This window comes from Chlamydia poikilotherma (assembly GCF_900239975.1).
GTDB classification, from domain to species: domain Bacteria; phylum Chlamydiota; class Chlamydiia; order Chlamydiales; family Chlamydiaceae; genus Chlamydia; species Chlamydia poikilotherma.
This window is the reverse complement of record NZ_LS992154.1, coordinates 1,114,317-1,133,498: the sequence shown is the minus strand read 5'-3', so window position 1 is coordinate 1,133,498 and position 19,182 is coordinate 1,114,317. Positions and strand designations below refer to the sequence as shown.

The following is a 19,182-nucleotide window of genomic DNA, read 5'->3' as shown; positions in this document are numbered from 1 at the left end:
ACACATATTAATTGTTTATAAAGGGAAAAGAAATGGTATCTTATTTTTTGAAAGCAGCTATTAATGTTTATAGTTTTTTAATTTTGGTGTATATTCTTGCCTCTTGGGTTCCTGAATGTCACAGTACAAAATGGTACCAATACGTATATAAGTTCGTAGACCCCTATTTAGCTCTATTTAGAAAATTTATTCCTCGTATTGGCTTCATTGATATTAGTCCATTGATCGCTCTACTCTGCCTAGAGGCTGTTCCTTTTATTGTGATACGAACCCTGAGGTTTGTTATTCTTAATATTTTCCAGTCTCCATGGCTTCTTCAATATATATAAGAAATATTTTACTAAGATCTCCTATTGTTTACGCACCTTTAGCGGGTTTTTCAGATTATCCTTATCGGAGAATGTCTTCACTTTATGGTCCGCCCGCCCTGATGTTTTGTGAGATGGTGAAAATAGAAGGGCTACACTACTCTCCTTCACGTACATTGAAACTCTTAGAATATTCTGAATTGATGCGTCCTATAGGCGGACAGCTTTGTGGTAGTAAACCTGAGATGGCTGGGGAAGCTGCTAAGGTATTAGAGGGTTTAGGTTTTGATTTAATAGATTTAAACTGCGGTTGTCCTACAGATAGGATTACAAAAGATGGTAGTGGATCGGGGATGCTGAAATCTCCTGAGCTTATCGGGAAAGTTTTAGAAAAGATTATAGAGGCTGTATCAATTCCTGTTACTGTAAAGATACGTTCTGGATGGGATGGAAATACTATTAATATTGAAGAAACGGTGAGAGTTATCAAAGATTCCGGGGCTAGCGCTGTTTTTGTACACGGAAGAACACGTGCCCAGGGCTACGTTGGTCCTAGTAATCTTGAATATATATCACGAGCAAAGGCTGCTGCGGGCAAAGACTTTCCTGTATTTGGAAATGGTGATGTATTTTCTCCAGAAGCCGCTAAAGTAATGCTAGATACTACGGGATGTGACGGCGTGCTTGTTGCCCGTGGTACGATGGGAGCTCCTTGGATAGTAAGACAAATACAAGACTATCTTACAACAGGAACATATGAAAAAATGCCTTTTTCGGTGAGGAAACAGGCGTTTATTCAACATTTACAGTGGGTAGATGAATATTATCAAAGTGAAGCGAAATTTCTTTGTGAAACACGCAAACTCTGCGGACATTATTTAATATCCGCTTCTAAAGTGCGATTTCTACGCTCAGCTTTATCTAAAGCTACATCTGTGCAAGAGGTATATCAGCTTATCGATAGTTATGAAGAAGCTGACGATGAGCATCGGGATCAACCAGCTTTAAATAAATGCTGATTTAGCAATTTTGGTAACTGGAACATATCTACAGGTTCGGCGCCAATAATTGCTCGGAATTTATCATCGGGGATTAACATCTTTTTATTCTCAGGAGATTGTAGATTATGATCTTTGATGTATTTCCAAATTTTCTTTGTGGCTTCTCCACGCGCCACAGGTTCATTGCCTATCATCAGGGCAAGCTCAGGAGAAGGTGTAAGTAAAGAACCTACCCTGGTGGTTTTCTTTTCGCTCTTTTTCTTTGCTGCTGTTTTTGTAGTTTTACTACTTGTTTTTCCTGCAGCTTTTTTCTTTCCCGTTGTTTTCTTTTCGTAAGGAGTTTTTGGTGTTCCTGTATATTTTGTAACGACAGCGTCTATAGTATTGCCAATCACACTGCAGTCGGGATATTCTGAGCAAGAATAGAATGTTTTATTATAACGTGAACGCTTCTTTAGAATCTTTCCAGAGCATCCTGTAGCAGGGCAAGGAATTGATTCTTCTTTTTCTACTTCCTCTCCCTTTTTATGGATAGAGATCGTTCCACGGCATTTAGGATAGTTTAAGCATCCTAAAAACGTGCCGAAACGCCCATGACGGACTTTCATTTTGCCTTCACAAACAGGACAGAGACTATCCCAAGGTGTATCAACAGCATAGTCATCCTTATTAAAGGCAAGTTCTTCTTCAGAAGTTTTGAAGTCACATTCAGGGTATTCTGAACAACCATAGAAATAGCGATTTTTTGCCCAGATTTTAACAAGTTTTCCTTTATGACATGCCGAACATTCTATATCGGTTATAACACGTGGGATAACGGCTTCTTTTTCTGCTGTGGTGACTACAGGAAGAAATTGATCCCAAAACTCTCTAAGAAGTAGTTTCCAAGATTTTTTATTATCAGCGATAAGTTCTAGCTCATCTTCCATAAGAGCAGTAAAACCTATGTCCATAATTCTAGGAAAATTTGTTTCTAGGAATTGTGAAATAATTTTCCCTAATTCTGTAGGACGCAGACGTTGGTTTTCTTTGATTGTATACTCACGACTTTGAATTTTATTCATAATCGTTGCATATGTGGATGGACGGCCTATTCCAGACTTTTCCAATTCTTTTACTAAAGAAGCTTCTGTGAATCTAGGAAGGGGTTTTGTAAATGCCTGTTCTGCAGAAACCTTTTCTTTATCTAAAATATCTTGAGCATGCAGTTGGGGAAGAGAGAGATTTTCTTCTTCAGCGATATCATCATCTATTTTTTCTTCATATACAGCTAGAAAACCTTTGAACTTCAGCAACGATCCAGAAGCGCGTAAATCTATTTTCACGTTTGTAGAGATTGTCATCGCTAACGTATCATAAACCGCAGGATTCATCTGTGAGGCAACGAAACGTTTCCAAATGAGAGAATAGAGTTTGTGTTGATCATCAGTCAACCTTCCTTGAAGCTTATCCGGAGATAACTGAATATCTGTAGGACGAATAGCTTCGTGAGCATCTTGAGCCATTTTCTTTGTGGCATAGAGATTAGGAGATTTGGGAAGATACTCTTGACCAAATGTATCCTGTATATAGTCTCTGGCATTATTTAACGCTTCAGGATCTATACGCACGGAGTCTGTACGCATGTATGTAATTAATCCTGTGGCATCTTCATTATCTAATTCAACACCTTCATATAATGTTTGCGCTACAGACATTGTTTTGGAAGAAGAGAATCTAAAATGACGACTTGCTTCTTGTTGTAAAGTTGATGTAATAAATGGTGGTGCTGCGTTGCGACGTTTCTCTTTAGCTTCTACGCGAGTAACTCTATAGGAAGCCTCTTCTAAAAGCTCTACATAATCTTGAGCTTTAGCTTCAGAATTGATTAATAAAATTTCATCTTCGGTTTTTCCTTTAGGAAGTTCCTTTTCCCATTTTTTCCCGTCTGCAGAATAGAGATGAGCCCAAAAAGTTTTTGAGGTCTTAGGGTCTTGGAGAAACACACGAATGTTCCAATATTCTGTAGGAACAAAAGCTTCTATAGCTTTTTCACGATCTACAACGAGCTTTAACGCAACCGATTGCACACGCCCTGCAGATATGCCTGATCGCTGCTGAAGCTTTCGGCTTAAAATAGGAGAGATTTTATAACCTACAATACGATCCAATAGGCGACGCGCTTGTTGGGCATTTACTAAAGCCATATCGATTTCTCGAGGATGCTTTAAAGCTTCGTTAACAGCGCCTTTGGTAATTGCATTGAAGGAAATTCGCTGCATATGAGTATTTTTAGGAAGCTGGTTGGCGATATGCCAGGCTATGGCTTCTCCTTCTCTATCAGGGTCGGGAGACAGATAGACAACTTCACAGCTAGAGGCTAATTTGCGAATTTGATTGATAACTTCTTGTTTGTCAGGAAGAACTTGATAGTCAGGTTCGAAATCATGTTCGATATCGATACCGAATTCCTTGGCGGGAAGATCAACAACATGTCCTAGTGATGAAGCAAAAATAAAACCTTTCCCTAAGAGTTTTTGCAAGGTTTTAATTTTAGCAGGAGATTCCACTACGATTAAGGATTTTTTCATTAATATTAAATGGCGAGCTCCGCATTTTATTCGGAGTAAAAACGCCTCTCCTTTTTTATTGTTTATGTTCCCTATCTAAAAAAAACCCTCATGCAACCATCTATTATTTATTGCAAGCTTTCACTATTAACACATATTTCAGCTCATTGTAATAACGGACAAGCTAGAATTTTTGACAATAATCTTCTTAATATAGAGAGAAAATCTCCAAAATAAAAAATGGTTAAAAATAGGTAATTTTATTTTTCTCTTAGAGGAAAATACCGTTTATTATTGAGAATTCATTATCTCGATAATTTCTACGATTTGTAGAGCTGATCCCATATGAAACATATTAAAAAGAACAAAACCCTAATTCTTCAGCAGAGATTTGGCCAGAGGCCCAGGCACGTCCTAATGGTTATTCAGTATGAGGTAGATTCTTTTCAAGGGAATAATGTAATACTTATGGAATGTAGCTCTGCAAGAAAACTTTAATAAGAATATTTCTTGTTTTTGAAAGTTGAAAAGATAAGAAACAAACTTTACATCTAATCAGAATATTTCCTGAAAAACCCATAGATCTAATTTAACTGCATTTTTGATTATAACGATGGGTAAGTAGTATTTCTGAAGAACAGTTAGTGTCTTAGAAAAATGGAACTAAAACGTGGAAAAGTTTGAGTGTTTAATTCCTCCAAAATCTTTAGAAGATGATCTGCTTGATTTGAATAAGCAAGGGATCATAGCTGGCCCTGAAGAGTTAAAGCCTCCCTTTCTATATCGGGCCCAAGACATTATCGATAATGCCCCTGATCACCCCACAGCTTTCCCCTCAAGATTACAAGAAATATTCGATATTAACCCTACACATTTAGAAGTGATCTATTCTAATGAAGGTATGGATGTTTGGGAAGCAGGATGCACCTGGATAGCAAATAATCAAGTGATCATACAGTTGCGCAAACACTTACGTAAGGCGGCGCGTTGGTTTTATATGTATTCTAAGGAAGAGATCCTTGCTCATGAGGCTGTCCATGCTGCACGTATGAAGTTCTACGAGCCTATGTTTGAAGAAGCTTTGGCTTATCAAACCTCATCAAAGGTTTGGAGACGGTTTTTAGGACCTTTATTTCGCTCTCCAGGAGAGAGTTATTGTCTATTCTTTTTCGTGCTGTCCGGTCTAGGATTAAGCTTGTGGTCTCCTTTGGCTGGTCTTGCTTGTGTTCTTGCGACTCCTGCGTATTTTGGAGCGAGGCTATTGATTGTACAGAGTTATTTTCGTCGTGCTATGAAGAAGATTCGTAGGATGCTTGGTATTCCTCCTTTATGGGTAATGCTAAGACTTACAGATGCAGAAATTCGCATGTTTGCAACGCAACCGATTCCAATTCTTGAAAAATATGCTAGAGAGCAAAAATTAGAAAGTGTTCGATGGCAGCAAATCTATATTGCTTACTTTACTTAACTTCTAAGATGTAAAACTGCTTTACATTTCAGAATACGATTTTCTTTTATGCGCAGGAAGAATCTTTAATTGTGAGCGGTATTTAGCTACTGTACGGCGAGCACATTGAATTCCCTGTTGAGAAATTCGTTGGCTAATATCAGCATCAGATAAGGGTATTGTTTCTGAAGCTATCCATTGATGAATCCACTGTAAGATCGTTTCTTTAGATTGAGAGGTATTATTGCTCGCAGCACGTGGAAACAGCTGTTTCATAGGGATAATTCCGATAGGTGCTGCCAATGTCTTATTTTCTATAGCACGAAATATTGTTGATTCATGAAAAGAGAGTTCTTCAGATAAGTTTTTTACAGATAAAGCTTTAGGGGAAGACGTCTTACCAAGAAGGAAGCTTTCTTGATGAGGGAGGATCTTTTCTACAATAGCAAATAAAGTTTGTTCTCGTTTTCTTAAATTTTTAATAAGCCATTTAGCAGAAAGAATTTGCTGTGTGAGATTCTTTTTCTCTTCTTTAGGAAGCTGTTCATAAATATGAAAAACTTCACTGTTAAGTTTTATAGGAGGTAAACCTCGAGAACTAACTTGAATTTCCCAAATCTGATGTTTTTTAGTGACGTAAACATCAGGAAGCGCGGGTTGTATATTAGATAAAGATGCATAACCTTCGGCAGGACACCAAGGAATTTTTGCTAAAGCTAATTTTAGAGCATTTCTTATATCTAAAGGAGAGCATCGACATTTTTTTGCTATACGTAGAAAGTCACAGTTAATCAAAAGAGAGTAGTGTTCTTTGATGATTTTGTAAGCAAGATCATGAGAAGAACTTTCTAAATGTAATAGCCAATAGTCTTGTAAGGAGGGGGAGGCGATACCTAAAGGATGAAATAACTGAATTGTTTTCCAAACAGTATGAATAATTTCTAAAGGAATTTCTAACTGTAATGATAGCTCCTCAGGAGAAGAAAGGAATAAACCCTGGTCTGATAGATTGCCTATAATATGCTGAGCAATGAGTAATTCCTCAGAACTATCAAACGTCTGCTGTACTTGTGTGAGAAGATGAGAAAATAAAGATTCGGGACGAGAATATGCAGCGTCTATAGAAGGTAGAGAAGAACATACAGACCACTCCTCATCTTCTAAAGAGGAGATGTCGAAGAATGGATTATGGATGATTTGTTGAAGTACATAAGAAGAAAGTTCGGTGATTGAAGATTGCAACATCTGCAATCCCTGCTGCATACGCAGCGAGGGAAGGTAGTTTTGAGAAAGCTTTTGATGTTGCTGAAACATACCTAATGTACTTGAATCAAGTAATCTCTAGGGATTTCCTTAAGAAATCGACTCGGTTTCATGACACGAACTGTGCCCCAAAGAAAACGAGTTTGTGCTGCGGTTAAATAAAGGAGATCTTGGGCTCTAGTGATTCCTACGTAGCATAGCCGCCGTTCTTCTTCAAGATTTTCATAATTTCCTTTAGAGTTTGCGTGGGGGAAGAGATTTTCCTCTAAGCCTACAACAAAGGCTATGCGAAACTCTAATCCCTTGCCATTATGAATTGTCATAAGATTGACACGATCTGTAATAAGTTCTGTTTCGTCTGTAGAACTTTTTAAAGCTAAATCATCTAAGAAGCTTTCTAGGGTGCCCTCTGTATTTTGCTGTTCCCACTCAAAAGTTTTTGAAGCAAGTTCATCAAGGTTGCTTTTTCTATCTTCGAAAGTATCAGGATCTTCCTTTAATACTTGAAGGTATCCTGTAATTCGTATGGTAGCGACAACAAACTCATTAAGAGTGAGGGTTTCATAAGCATGTTCGAGTTGTTGGAAAATACTTAGATAACTTCTTAGACCTTCTTGTTGTTTCTTAGATAACTTTACGGCTTGACTTTCTAAAGCATTTTTACATGCTTCTAACATGGGTAGATTATTGGTGAGAGCGTAGTCTATTAAAGAAGAAATCGTAGAAGGCCCTAAACCGCGTTTGGGAAGATTTACTATTCTGTCAAAGGCAACAACATCGCATTTGGCAGTGAACATTCTTAGAAAAGCTAAGATATCTTGAATTTCTTTGCGTTTGTAGAAAGATAGCCCTCCAAGAATTTCATAGGGAATACGTCTACGTAATAAAGCATCTTCGAAGGTGCGAGATTGGAAGTTTGTTCTATAAAAAATACAAATATCACGTAGAGGAATATTCGCTCTTCTATGGAGACGATTGATTTCATCTGCTACAAATTCCGCTTCTTCCTTGTCTGTTTTTCCTAGAAATACACGAATTTTTTCTCCAGGACCCTTTACGCTTCGTAAGTCTTTCTTTAGTCTCGAGGCGTTATTTTGAATTAAAGCGTTAGCAGCATTAAGAATATTCCCATAACTACGGTAATTGTCTTCTAAACGTAGGACAAGAGCTCTGGGATAATCTTTTTCAAAGTTTAAAATATTATGGATATTCGCTCCGCGCCAAGAGTAGATAGATTGATCAGGATCTCCTACAGCAAATATATTTTGATGTTTCCCTGCGATAGTCTGAGCCATCATATATTGTGCGTGGTTGGTATCTTGATACTCATCAATAAGAAGAGCTTTCCATAGTTCGCTATATTCTTTTCTGATTTCAGGGAATTCCTTAAATAGCTTTACAGTAAGAAATAAAAGATCATCAAAGTCCAAAGCATTAGTTTCATTTAGACGTTGCTGGTATTCTTTATAAATAGAAACCACCGGATCAATATATTCTTCAGGATCTAAATCTTCAGGATACAATAGACGATTTTTTGCTTGGGATATGTGATATTGTATCGAATTACTCAGAGTTTTCTTTAAATTAAATTTTTGCAAACATTGCTTAAGAAGCTTGTCCGTGTCACTTTGATCATAGATAATAAAATTATTTTCTCTGTTTAAAGCTTGTATGGACCGGCGTAGGATAAAGACTCCTAGGCTATGGAATGTACATACCATAGGAATATCCGCACCATGAGCTTGAGGGCATTGATGCAAAATACGTTCTTTAAGTTCTTTTGCTGCTTTATTGGTGAAAGTAACAGCTAGGATTTCTTTAGGAGCAATACCTTCATTGATTAAATGGAGAATACGGCATGTTACCACGCGAGTTTTCCCAGCTCCAGCTCCAGCAAGAACCAAAATAGGACTTAATGGTGAGGTGACAGCTGCAATTTGTGCTTCGTTTAATTCTGAAGTGAGCATAGTGGTGTCCTAACTTATAGCTTCTGGCTGAAAAAATCAGGATCACTGAAGCTAAAATAATCTAAGAAGGTTAATATATTTCTATTTTCAAATAATAAAAGTGGGTGGTTTATGCAAAATGCCTTTACTATAGACCAGCTTCCTTTGTCTTGGCAAGAGCAGCTTAAAACTGAATGGTCCCAGCCCTATATGTGTAAGCTTAGGGAATTTTTACAATCTGAGTATTCTCAGACAATCATTTACCCCGCAAAAGACAATATCTTTACTGCATTAAAAAGCACACCTTTTGATTCTGTACGTGTTGTTATTCTTGGACAAGATCCTTATCCTGGAGAAGGGCAAGCTCATGGATTAAGCTTTAGCGTTCCGAAAGGCGTTCGTTTGCCCCCATCTCTTATTAATATCTTTCGCGAATTACAGACTGACTTGGGAATAGAAAATACCACAGGATGTTTGCAATCTTGGGCCGATCAAGGAGTTCTATTATTAAATACTGTATTAACTGTACGTGGGGGAGCTCCTTTTTCTCATGCTGGTCGGGGATGGGAACAATTTACCGATACTATCGTTGCTAAGCTTATAGAAAACCGTTCCCATGTCATTTTTGTATTATGGGGGAATGCTGCAAGAAAGAAATGTGATTTACTTTTCCATTCCACGCATAAACACGCTATTTTAGCAGCTCCGCATCCTTCTCCTTTAGCGGCACATAGAGGTTTTTTTGGCTGTTCGCACTTTTCAAAAATTAACTACCTGCTTAAAAAGCTGAATAAGCCCATGATTAATTGGAAGCTCCCATGAATGAAGGTATTCAAACAGTTTTTTTTAACAAGACACACCGACTTACAGCGAAATCTACAGTTAGTTTAGAGATGCCCATAGCGACGCAGAAACTTCAAGGTAAAGAAGGCATGCCCGCTACAGCAAGTTTAGAGGCAGATTTCTTAAGAGCAGAAGCTATACTTGCAGAAATGCGTGAAATTCGCGGCTGTTTAAAACATTCATTAGAAACGCTAATTCCTAAAGATTAGATGTTTCTCCAACAGGTCTTGCAAATAAGGAGTTAGCTTTTGTAAAGCCTTAGCTCTATGTGAGACCTGATTTTTTACATCTTCAGAGAGTTCAGCAAATGTTTGTTTATAATCATATTTTAAAAATAATGGATCATAGCCAAACCCCGAAGAACCTTTTTCTTGATTACTAATATAACCTTCGCAAATTCCTCGAGCTTTAAAGAATTTCCCTTCAGGAGAAGCAAGAACAATACAACATTCAAAATATGCAGAGCGGTCTACAATACTTTCTAAAGATTGCATCTTTTGTAGAAGTTTTTTCCTGTGATCTTTATCACACGCATCTTCTCCAGCAAAAATGGCTGATAGTTTGCCAGGAAGACCATTTAATGCAGGCACCATGAGCATAGTATCATCCGCAATAACCCAAGAATTCAGCTCTTTTGCTGCATGAAGACCTTTTGCTAGAGCATTTTCTTCGGGAAGGCAACCTATTTCTTTAGGAGAGTGATAGTTAGGGAAATCTGTTAATGAGAAAATATCGAAACTTCCTAATTGTTTTAAAAAAGTCTTGGTTTCTCGTATTTTATAACCGTGGGAGCTAGCAATTACTATCTTCATGGGTCTCTCCTTAGCAAAAGGGAAAGAGCAAATAACTAAAAGTTTTTGTCTCGTTTGAAATCACACTAGCAATTTTGTCGATTGTAGTGTCTTCCGCGATTATATTACAAAATAATCGAAATAGACGCACCTACACAACTATTAGCACGGTTGCACAAAGATATCTTTTTTGCTAGCAGTACTTAACCAACATACAAACTATCAGAATGTTATTTTTTATAGGCAGATAGGTGTTATGAGAGTGATATGCTCGTTTTTAATTTTATTATGTTTATTTCCTTACTTAGGATTTTCTCAAGTTTCTGTGGGGTTAGATCGTATTTTCAACGATGAATCTTATATTTCTTGGATTCGTGGTAAGAAAGTAACATTAGTTTCTCATAATGCTGCTATTAATAATGAAGGAAAGGACGCCTTATCTGTTTTTCAAGAGCATAAAGATCTATGCTCCTTGAATATCCTTTGCACATTAGAACACGGCTATTATGGTACTGCACCTGCAGAAACTCCAGGAACTGCTCCAGGAGTTCAAGGAGTGCGTATAGTGTCTCTCTATGGTATTAAAGACATTCCCGAATGTGCTGTGCAGGGTAGTGATGTTTTAATCTACGATGTACAAGATATTGGAGTGCGTTCCTATACTTTCGTGTCTTCATTACTTCATTTAGTTTGTGCTGCACAAAAGTATAAAAAGACTTTGATCATCTTAGATCGTCCAAATCCCATGGGAGGTAAGGTAATCGATGGTCCCATGCCTACGTCTCAATCAGATTATGCTCCAGAAATTCCTTATTGCTACGGAATGACTCCCGGGGAACTCGCGTTATTTTATAAAGCCAAGTATGCGCCTTATGCTCAGGTATCTGTCGTCCCCATGCAGGGATGGAAACGTTCGATGATATTCTCTCAAACTGGATTAAGTTGGATTCCTACCAGCCCACAAATTCCTGATGCACAAACGACTTTTTTTTATGCAGCAACAGGGATTATAGGAGCTTTATCTATATCAAGTATTGGTATAGGTTACACTCTTCCTTTTAGAGTAATAGGAGCTCCCTGGATGGACGGTAATCTTGTTGCGAAGAAGTTAAATGAAGCACGGTTACCAGGAGTAATGTTCTATCCTTTTTGTTACGAACCTTTTTTTGGTAAATATAAGATGGAATTTTGTTCGGGAGTTTTACTTATGTTAGAAAAGCCTGAAGAATTTCTTCCCATGGAAACGCAGTGTACAATTTTAGGAACGCTAAAGACTCTTTATCCTAAACAAGTGGAGAATGCTTTTAAAGCTTTGGAAAAAATTCCTTTGCGAAGAACGTCTATTCATCGTTGTCTAGGAGAAGAAAAGTTTTTATATATTTGCCAAAACGAGCGTTATATTATTTGGCCGTTAAAAAAATTATGTATTGAAGGCAGAACAAAGTTTGAAAATATACGTAAGCCTTTCTTAATAGCTGACTATGGTGATTAAAAGTAATTTCCTCTAGGGATTCCTCTGTTTGACAGGAATTTTTGTTGTTTCTATAAGCGACCTTATGGGGTCGCCTTATCCCTGGAATCTAGGGGAGACATAGAAAAAACGTGTCTAAAATATTCAAGAATCGATTAGAAGGGCTTAGCGCGTTAAATCGAGGCGTGCGTGCTTTAGCTAAGGCCGTCACCACAACCTTAGGACCTCAAGGGTCCCATGTTGTTATCAAAAAGGATCTTTTCCCTCCTTACGTCACAAAACACGGGGCTTCAATAGCTAAAGAGATCAATTTATCTGATGCTTTTGAAAATACTGGTCTAAAACTTGCTAGGGAAGCTGCACTACAAACGGAAGCTCAGATAGGGGACGGATCTACTACGGCTATCGTAATCACAGATGCGTTATTTTCTTCGGGACTCAAAGGTATTGCCGTTGGATTAGATCCTTTAGAAATCAAACAAGGAATTCAACTTGCCGGAGAAATGTTAAATAGTGAGCTTACTAAGCTCGCAGTTAAAATCAATGAAACAGAAGATATATTTCATATAGCTACAAACTCAGCCAATTATGATTCATCCATTGGAAAAATCCTTTCCGATGCTATAGCTCGGGTAGGAATTGAGGGAGTTTTTGTAGTAAAAGAAGGAACAGAGACTACTTTACAAGCTACGACACATGTAGGGTTAAACTCGGGATATTTATCTTCATATTTTATAACGCATCCCGAGACGATGGAAGTCGTCTATGAAAATGCGTCTATCTTATTGTGTAACCAGACATTATCTTCTTTAAATCAATCGTTTATTCATTTTTTAGAACAGACCTTTCAAACAAGTTGTGATCCTTTAATTATCATCGCTGAAGATTTTGATCCTCAGCTTCTCTCTATTTTAATTGTTAATAAACTGAAAGGGAACCTTCCTGTATGTGCAATAAAAGCTCCGGGATATGGTCAACAGCGTAGAGAGATTTTAGAAGATATTGCCATTTTGACAGGCGCTACTCTTGTAGGAGATTTATTGGGAATTTCTTTAGATAAGAGTAGTTTAGATATTTTAGGTCGGGTAGGGAAAATCGTTGTTAAACAAAATACAACTGTTTTTTTTGAAGGGAAAGGAAACCAAGAAAGAATAGAACAACGTATTGAATATTTGCGACAGGCTATCGTGCATAGTAAATCTGAAATGGATACTCAGGATTTAGAAAAGCGTTTAGCCAGATTTGTTGGTGGAGTAGCTCAGATATATTTAGAAGCTACGACAGAAAACGAATTCAAAGAAAAGAAAATTCGCTTAGAGAATGCTTTAAAATGTATAAAAGCTGCTTTTAAAGAAGGTTGTCTTCCTGGAGGAGGTTCAGCCTTAGCCCGCGCAGCATCTATTGTGAAAATCCCTGAGCAATTGTCCAAGGGGGTAATGTTTGGGTGTAAGTGCATGTTGCAATCCGCAGAAGTTCCTCTTAGAGTCTTGGCTACGAATTGCGGGAAAGTTCCAGAATATGTAGTAGATACTGTTTTAGCGCATCCAGACCCTTACTTTGGATATAATTGCATTAATGATGCTTTTGAAAATTTAATTACTTCAGGAGTGTTTGATCCTTTCACAGTAATTAAATTTGCTTTGAAATATTCTATTTCTATCTCTTGTTTACTTTTGACTAGTTCGTTTTTTATTGCAGACTCTTCGGAAGAAATGCAAAACCCATCTTTTCCGGAAACCTAATTTTCAAAGGATTCATAAGTAAATAAATTTTATACACCCCCTCATGTAGTAATATCTTTTTGGTTTAGAATGATCTTTTTTTCAAAGATAAGGAGAAAGACTTGATCATTTGGTCTAACTTGACTACACTTTTTATCGAAAGAGCTGTGCACCAGTAGCTCAGTGGATAGAGTACCTGGCTACGAACCAGGTGGTCAGAGGTTCAAGTCCTCTCTGGTGCGATGCATAATCATAAAAAATAGGGTGGTAATGGGATCGCTATTTATTGGGAAGACTGCCCCAGATTTTTCTCTACAAGCAGTCGTTGACGGCGAAGTAAAAAATGTTTCTTTGAAAGATTATCGTGGTAAATACGTTATTCTTTTCTTTTATCCTAAAGACTTCACTTATGTGTGTCCTACAGAGCTTCATGCTTTCCAAGATTCTTTAGAAGAATTTGAAAATCGTGGTGCACAAATCATTGGTTGCTCCGTTGATGATCTCGATACTCACAAACGTTGGTTAGATACTGATAAAAGATCTGGTGGAGTTAAAGGTGTTACCTATCCTCTAGTTTCTGATACAACTTATGAACTTTCTAAACTCTATGGTGTACTGGACTCTCAATCAGGATTATCATTCCGTGGATCTTTCTTGATCGATAAGGATGGTATAATCAGACATATGGTAATCAATGATCTTCCTTTAGGTCGTTCTATAGATGAAGAGCTCCGTGTGTTAGATGCTTTGATTTTCTTTGAAAATCATGGACTCGTATGCCCTGCAAATTGGCATCAAGGAGAGAAAGCTATGGCTCCTAATGAAGAAGGCTTAAAAGAGTACTTCGGAACCATTGATTAGAAAACTTTATTAAAAGTTAATAAATCATAGAGATCTTGTTCGAAAAACAAAAGAAAGCTCTTGTATTTTCGACAGAGAGATTTAGAGGCTTCTACAATATGTTGGTCTCCAACACCGGGAAGACCCATGGCGATAATATTTTTTAAATTAGTCTGAGTATTTAAGAAGTGTAGGCCGAAAAAGTAACTATCCACGCAATACCCTTCTTCTTTCACTCTGAAATAAAGCACATTGTAGTTGTACATCAAAGCTTGTATGGCTAAGGCTATTCCTGACCTAGTTGTTGCAGATCCTCCGCCAAGATGATCGTAAAGATCTGCTGTGCTGCGACATAGGTAAGCAGTGTCGTAGCTTCCTTTTTCTGCTTCACCAAATAAAGCAATTGTCAGTTTCATTGAATTATGGATAAATCGGACTTTATTTCCGATCCTACAAAAGACTTTGTTTATTATCTATAGTTAGAAGTAAATATTAGTTATGAAAAAACTGATGATTATTTCTTATTCTCTGGCAAACAAAGCTTTTGATTAGCATAAATAACATCAGAATTTAATTTATTAAGTTTTTTTAATTCTGATACGGGAATTTTATATTTCGCAGCGATTTTACCTAGGGTTTCACCAGGTCTCACAATATGGATATGTGCAGGTGCCTCATCAGAAAGATCGCTGTAAGTTTCAGGAGAAGAGCCATCAACAAGAGCTAGAAGAGAACGACGTAAAAGACGAATATCTTGAGAGAGAGTTTTATGGTCTTTTTGTATTTCTTGAAGTTTATTATTTAGGGTAGCTTGGATATCCTTTACAGAAGCTGTAAGGACAGCAACAGTTTTCGCTAGGGTTTTTTGTTCAATTTCTAATTGCTGGATTTGTTTCGTAAGAGATTCTGGTTTTGCAGAAGACAGTCTTTGGATTTTACCATCTTGTTCATCTATACGATCTGCTAACATCTGTATTTCGGCTTCATGACATAATAACTTTGCAGAAGCATCTTCAACTTCTGCAAGCACAGTTTGTATAGATGGGGTTTTACCCGCAGCATCTATAGGGAGCATAATCCCCAAAGAAAGCCAAAATCCACAATAGAACAAGAATTTGTAATTAACGTGCATGGACTTTAAATTCTGTACGACGATTTTGTTGCCAAGCAAGCTCGTTATGACTGGAGTTTATAGGCTGCTCTTTTCCGTAAGATATAGTAAATAACCGCTCTGCAGAAATTCCCTGTTTAATTAGATATTGTTTAACAGCATTAGCGCGTCGTGCTCCTAAAGCTAGGTTATATGCTGCGGCGCCACGCTCGTCAGTATGACCTTCTATATACAATGTTGTTCTTGGGGACTTTTGCATTTGACGAACAAGACTAGATAAAATAGCTAAATTTTCTTCGCCTTTTATTGTGTAGCTATCAGTAGCGAAAGTAATATTTCTGAGAGAAACCGATTGACTACTCGTTTTATATAATTGCTCTTCCTTAGAATCATAGGCATCTGAGAAATTTTGATTCATTTCATCATTAGTATAAAGGGGAACAAAAGCGAAATTTTGTTTTCTTCTTTTTGGATGCTGACAATCTTCGCAAACGGTATCCCAATCACCACAAGGATAAGAGCAAGAAGGTAAAGCGAAAAGCGCAAGTAGTAAACAACTCAGAACGCTTAAATATTTCTTTTTCATAAGATTCTCTTTATTGGTTATTAGGGAATCCTCCCCAGGAAGGAAAACGTTTTTCCCCCAATCCTATAACAATTTTCTTAGTTTTTTGGGTAATCAGACTTAATAAATAAAGTTCTGACTCTCCTGAATTTCCTGCACTATAAACAAGATGATGACTATCAATAGCCCATGAAGGTCCCTCCTTATCTATAGGAGTTGTTGTCAGCTGATAATCTCTCCCAGTAGAAAGATCGTACAGACAAATTTGACGAACTCCCTTAATTACAGAGCAAAAGGCTATTTTTTTACCATCTGGAGACCATGAAGGGCAACTGCTATTTCTATATTTTTTCGTGAGTAGACGTGGAGTTTGAATTTCTGGATCTATTTGGATAATGTATAAGCGAGGTCTACCATCTTTATTAGAAACGAAGACTAACTTAGAACCATCGGGGCTGAAAGAAGGGTTTCCTTGAGTCCCGAAAGTTTCATTCAATACTCTTCGTGGTTTTCCCATAGCCCCCCTTGATAAAGAGAAACTTTGCAGAAACAGATCAGGATTCCCGTAAGTATCTGAGATAAAAGCTAAGAGTTTCTTCCTCGGAGAAAATGTAGGCATAAACTGATTCCCTTGTAAATTGAGAACCTTTTTACCTGTGGTGTTCTCTAAAGAACCTAGGAAAATTTTAGGAATGCCGAATTTATAAGAGACATAAAGATAGGGGTTAGCGCTTCCTATGTTCATCCAATTGGGAGTAATGGATAAAGAATTTTCTTGCGTAAGAGCACATAGGTTCCCTCCATCATAGTCTACAGACCAAATTTCTCCCTGTTTTAATTCACAATCTTGTGAATTTTTACTTAATGAGAAAACAATTTTCCCTGAGCTTATTCCAGGAACGCTAGTGAGAGCATAATGAATCTTATCCGCTGCTTCGTGTATTTTTTGACGGTTACTAGCATTGTTTTCTGTAAGTATTAACGAATGAAATGGCTGATGGTTGTGAGAACCTCTAGCTATAGTAAATATGATCTCGGGATAACGAGAAACAATGGCAATACTAAAAGGAGTAGAAGGAATTTCGGATTTGATAAGGGAGGGTTGGAGACGATCTCCAAGAGCTAAATCGTTAATAAAGGTATGGCATAATGTGCGTAGATATTTTTGTTGTTTTGCGTCATTAGGGCCTATCTTCAATTCTACGTGAATTGGTAATAGGGAGATTTCAGAACGTACGGTAACTTCTAAATCTTTAGCATAGAGGGAAACTATCCCAAAAATAAGGAAGGCACTGACAAATATACTTCGTAACATTCCGACAGCCCCTACTGTGTTAAGACTCACTACTCAGGAGTTTAATATGAAAAGTGATATTTTTCGAGATTTTGTATTTGTCTAGGAATTTTTTAAAAGGAATTTCATGAATTCGCATAAGAACGAGTTGTTTTTCAGCCTCGCTAATTTCGGATAACAAAACACATTCCTGGAGGTTCCCTTGAGGTGTTAATACAAGTTTTACTCGAACTTCTCCAGAAAAAGGTAAAACAATATATTCACGAAGTAGTTGGCACAATTCTTCTTCTTGAGTTGCTGCTAAAGATGAGTGTATGGCGAGTTCCCTGCTTATGGGGAGAGAAATATCTGCAAGCCGTGCATCACTATCATCGAGGTGTTTTGAAAGTGTTTTTGCAAGATCAGCAATAGTTTTGAGTTTGGTGTTTTTGTCGGCTTTTTTCTTTACAGAAGTTTTATCTTCTGCCTGTGATTTTAATACGGATTTTTCTTTTTCCACAGGTTTAACGTTATCGATTTTTTTCTTGTCAGCAGGAATTTTAGGGGGATGTTTTTGAGGTTGTTTCTGAGCACTAGGTTGTTTTTTTTCTATTTTGACTACTTGCTGTGACGGAGGTGTTGCTGTTGTGCATGTTTTTGTAATGGAAAGAGACTCATTCAAAATAACGAGCTTTTCTTTAAAAGGTAGGAGCTTAGGTTGTTTTTTTTGCACTGGAGAGTATGCAAGGAGAACAATACAGACTCCGTGGAGGAAAGTTGCAAAGAGAATATAAGGAAGCATCTTTTTCATAATTAGCTTTTTAAAGCTATATGGAGTTCGTGAAATCCTGCTGATTCTATCGTAGTTTTTACTTCTTGGTATAATCTAAAAGGTGTATCGCCATCTTGTAATAGCAGAGGTACTCTATTTGGGTATCGCTGATATAGAAGGGTCAGTTGTGTTTTTAATTCCATTAAGGAAAGAACCTGATCATTCAGTGTGATTGTATTATCTGCTAATACTTTTATTGTTATGGGAAGTTCATCATCTTTCCCGAGAACCTTATGCTCTTTAGTTCCTGGAGCTAGAGCTATGGAATCAAGGCGTATTAAAGGCATGGCAATCATAAATGCCATCAAAATAACAAAGACAATATCAATTAACGGAGTGAGATTGACATTGGGATCTTCTTCAGTATCTTCAACGATAATACGTTTCATAAATTTGTCTGACGATACTTAACTTCTATAGAATTTAACAGCAAATATGCTGTCTGCTCTATTTCTAGAATTAATCGGGAAGAATGCGCTTTAAGATAGTTAAACCCAATCAAAGAAGGAATAGCAACAAATAGGCCCATAATTGTTGTCCCTAACGCTGTTGCCAGTCCTTCCATCATCGCTGTTCCCTCAGCCTGTCCCGAGCTAATATGAGAAAAAGCTACCAAAATGCCCCAAACAGTCCCTAAAAGACCTAAAAAAGGCGCTAAGCTAATCGTCGTGGCAGGGATAAAATTGTTTTCATGCATAATTGCACGATATTTGGGGATAATTGCTCCTAATAGAGTCTCCAGAGATTGAATGTCTTCTATAGACAACACCGGTCCATGATCAGGAGCCTGCTGACGATTTTTATCGAGAAGTTCTAAAGTTCCTCGTTTAATAGTGAAATATAGATCCGCAAATGGATTTAGCTCCGGATGAATTTCTAAAGATAGCGGAGCATGGCGATTCTTTATCAGGAAATCTTTAAGAGACTTGCCCGATTTTAGAAATTTTTTTTGAATAGCAAGCTTTTGATGTAGTACCGTCCAAGTGCATAGGGAAAGAATCAATAAGCTAAAGAATATCCCCTTACCGAAAAGATCGGCTTCTCTGAAGGCCTGGATAATTGGATTATGGGTGAATTGCAACATAGAGTATAAAATTCTTTACATAATGAGGGGATTGTACAAAAGACGATCCTATCAAAATTCTGGTATAGAGCCAAGTAGGTTTTGTTAAAGAAATTTACGAAAGCATTTATAAAAATAAAACTATATATAGTGTATAA

General features: G+C 37.3%; 19 protein-coding genes and 1 tRNA gene. 9 read left to right on the top strand and 11 right to left on the bottom strand.

What is annotated here, in order from left to right; genetic code table 11:
• The first annotated feature begins 32 nt into the window (after window positions 1-32).
• The gene (locus tag C10C_RS05030; RefSeq protein WP_117274725.1) at window positions 33-329 is read left to right on the top strand and encodes a YggT family protein; all 297 of its coding nucleotides are present in this window, start codon (window positions 33-35) and stop codon (window positions 327-329) included.
• Window positions 308-1,327: a tRNA dihydrouridine synthase DusB gene (gene dusB, locus C10C_RS05025; RefSeq protein WP_117274724.1), complete on the top strand. Its 1,020-nt coding sequence runs from the start codon at window positions 308-310 to the stop codon at window positions 1,325-1,327. The genes C10C_RS05030 and dusB overlap by 22 nt, the downstream gene beginning before the upstream one ends.
• Here the strand turns inward: dusB and topA are convergent.
• On the bottom strand, window positions 1,303-3,879 hold the full coding sequence (gene topA / locus C10C_RS05020) for a type I DNA topoisomerase (protein ID WP_117274723.1): 2,577 nt from the start codon (window positions 3,877-3,879) through the stop codon (window positions 1,303-1,305). The two genes, dusB and topA, sit on opposite strands and share 25 nt — an antisense overlap.
• A gap of 649 nt (window positions 3,880-4,528) precedes the next feature.
• On the opposite strand from topA, the gene C10C_RS05015 reads away from it, so the two are divergent.
• Entirely contained in the window at window positions 4,529-5,326 is a 798-nt protein-coding gene (locus C10C_RS05015) for a hypothetical protein (RefSeq protein ID WP_117274722.1), read from the top strand.
• A 21-nt stretch (window positions 5,327-5,347) separates the two neighbouring features.
• Here the strand turns inward: C10C_RS05015 and rpoN are convergent, their stop codons facing one another.
• Together rpoN and C10C_RS05005 are read right to left on the bottom strand one after the other, a co-directional pair.
• Window positions 5,348-6,619: an RNA polymerase factor sigma-54 gene (gene rpoN, locus C10C_RS05010; RefSeq protein ID WP_117274721.1), complete on the bottom strand. Its 1,272-nt coding sequence runs from the start codon at window positions 6,617-6,619 to the stop codon at window positions 5,348-5,350.
• 2 nt (window positions 6,620-6,621) lie between these two features.
• Window positions 6,622-8,535: an ATP-dependent helicase gene (locus tag C10C_RS05005; RefSeq protein ID WP_117274720.1), complete on the bottom strand. Its 1,914-nt coding sequence runs from the start codon at window positions 8,533-8,535 to the stop codon at window positions 6,622-6,624.
• 111 nt (window positions 8,536-8,646) lie between these two features.
• On the opposite strand from C10C_RS05005, the gene ung reads away from it, so the two are divergent.
• Both ung and C10C_RS04995 read left to right on the top strand, forming a co-directional pair.
• A complete protein-coding gene (gene ung, locus C10C_RS05000; RefSeq protein ID WP_117274719.1) occupies window positions 8,647-9,336 on the top strand; it encodes a uracil-DNA glycosylase in 690 nt (229 codons plus the stop codon).
• Window positions 9,333-9,566, top strand: a complete 234-nt coding sequence (locus C10C_RS04995; protein WP_117274718.1) for a hypothetical protein — start codon at window positions 9,333-9,335, stop codon at window positions 9,564-9,566. The genes ung and C10C_RS04995 overlap by 4 nt, the downstream gene beginning before the upstream one ends.
• On the opposite strand, the gene rdgB is transcribed toward C10C_RS04995, so the two are convergent.
• A complete protein-coding gene (gene rdgB, locus C10C_RS04990; protein ID WP_117274717.1) occupies window positions 9,549-10,169 on the bottom strand; it encodes an RdgB/HAM1 family non-canonical purine NTP pyrophosphatase in 621 nt (206 codons plus the stop codon). The genes C10C_RS04995 and rdgB overlap by 18 nt on opposite strands.
• Window positions 10,170-10,404: 235 nt before the next feature.
• On the opposite strand from rdgB, the gene C10C_RS04985 reads away from it, so the two are divergent.
• From C10C_RS04985 to C10C_RS04970, 4 genes are all read left to right on the top strand, one after another.
• A complete protein-coding gene (locus C10C_RS04985; RefSeq protein ID WP_117274716.1) occupies window positions 10,405-11,640 on the top strand; it encodes a DUF1343 domain-containing protein in 1,236 nt (411 codons plus the stop codon).
• A 110-nt stretch (window positions 11,641-11,750) separates the two neighbouring features.
• Window positions 11,751-13,361, top strand: a complete 1,611-nt coding sequence (groEL, locus tag C10C_RS04980) for a molecular chaperone GroEL (protein WP_117274715.1) — start codon at window positions 11,751-11,753, stop codon at window positions 13,359-13,361.
• A 148-nt stretch (window positions 13,362-13,509) separates the two neighbouring features.
• Window positions 13,510-13,582: transfer RNA gene (locus C10C_RS04975), tRNA-Arg, on the top strand.
• A gap of 28 nt (window positions 13,583-13,610) precedes the next feature.
• On the top strand, window positions 13,611-14,201 hold the full coding sequence (locus C10C_RS04970; protein WP_117274714.1) for a peroxiredoxin: 591 nt from the start codon (window positions 13,611-13,613) through the stop codon (window positions 14,199-14,201).
• Here the strand turns inward: C10C_RS04970 and C10C_RS04965 are convergent.
• The 7 genes from C10C_RS04965 to C10C_RS04935 form a co-directional block, all read right to left on the bottom strand.
• Complete coding sequence (locus C10C_RS04965; protein WP_117274713.1) at window positions 14,198-14,596, bottom strand: hypothetical protein; 399 nt, start codon at window positions 14,594-14,596, stop codon at window positions 14,198-14,200. The two genes, C10C_RS04970 and C10C_RS04965, sit on opposite strands and share 4 nt — an antisense overlap.
• Window positions 14,597-14,694: 98 nt before the next feature.
• Window positions 14,695-15,312: a LysM peptidoglycan-binding domain-containing protein gene (locus C10C_RS04960; RefSeq protein WP_117274712.1), complete on the bottom strand. Its 618-nt coding sequence runs from the start codon at window positions 15,310-15,312 to the stop codon at window positions 14,695-14,697.
• Window positions 15,302-15,877 (bottom strand): OmpA family protein, encoded by a 576-nt coding sequence (locus tag C10C_RS04955; protein ID WP_117274711.1) that lies wholly within the window; start codon window positions 15,875-15,877, stop codon window positions 15,302-15,304. The genes C10C_RS04960 and C10C_RS04955 overlap by 11 nt, the downstream gene beginning before the upstream one ends.
• A 10-nt stretch (window positions 15,878-15,887) precedes the next feature.
• Window positions 15,888-17,171 carry a Tol-Pal system protein TolB gene (gene tolB / locus C10C_RS04950; protein WP_117274710.1) on the bottom strand — a complete coding sequence of 428 codons (1,284 nt, stop codon included), beginning with the start codon at window positions 17,169-17,171 and terminating at the stop codon, window positions 15,888-15,890.
• 19 nt (window positions 17,172-17,190) lie between these two features.
• On the bottom strand, window positions 17,191-17,940 hold the full coding sequence (locus C10C_RS04945) for an inclusion-associated protein (protein ID WP_117274709.1): 750 nt from the start codon (window positions 17,938-17,940) through the stop codon (window positions 17,191-17,193).
• A gap of 2 nt (window positions 17,941-17,942) precedes the next feature.
• Entirely contained in the window at window positions 17,943-18,350 is a 408-nt protein-coding gene (locus C10C_RS04940; protein ID WP_117274708.1) for an ExbD/TolR family protein, read from the bottom strand.
• Entirely contained in the window at window positions 18,347-19,045 is a 699-nt protein-coding gene (locus C10C_RS04935) for a MotA/TolQ/ExbB proton channel family protein (protein WP_117274707.1), read from the bottom strand. Before C10C_RS04935 ends, C10C_RS04940 begins: the two co-directional genes overlap by 4 nt.
• Between the last annotated feature and the right edge of the window lie 137 nt (window positions 19,046-19,182).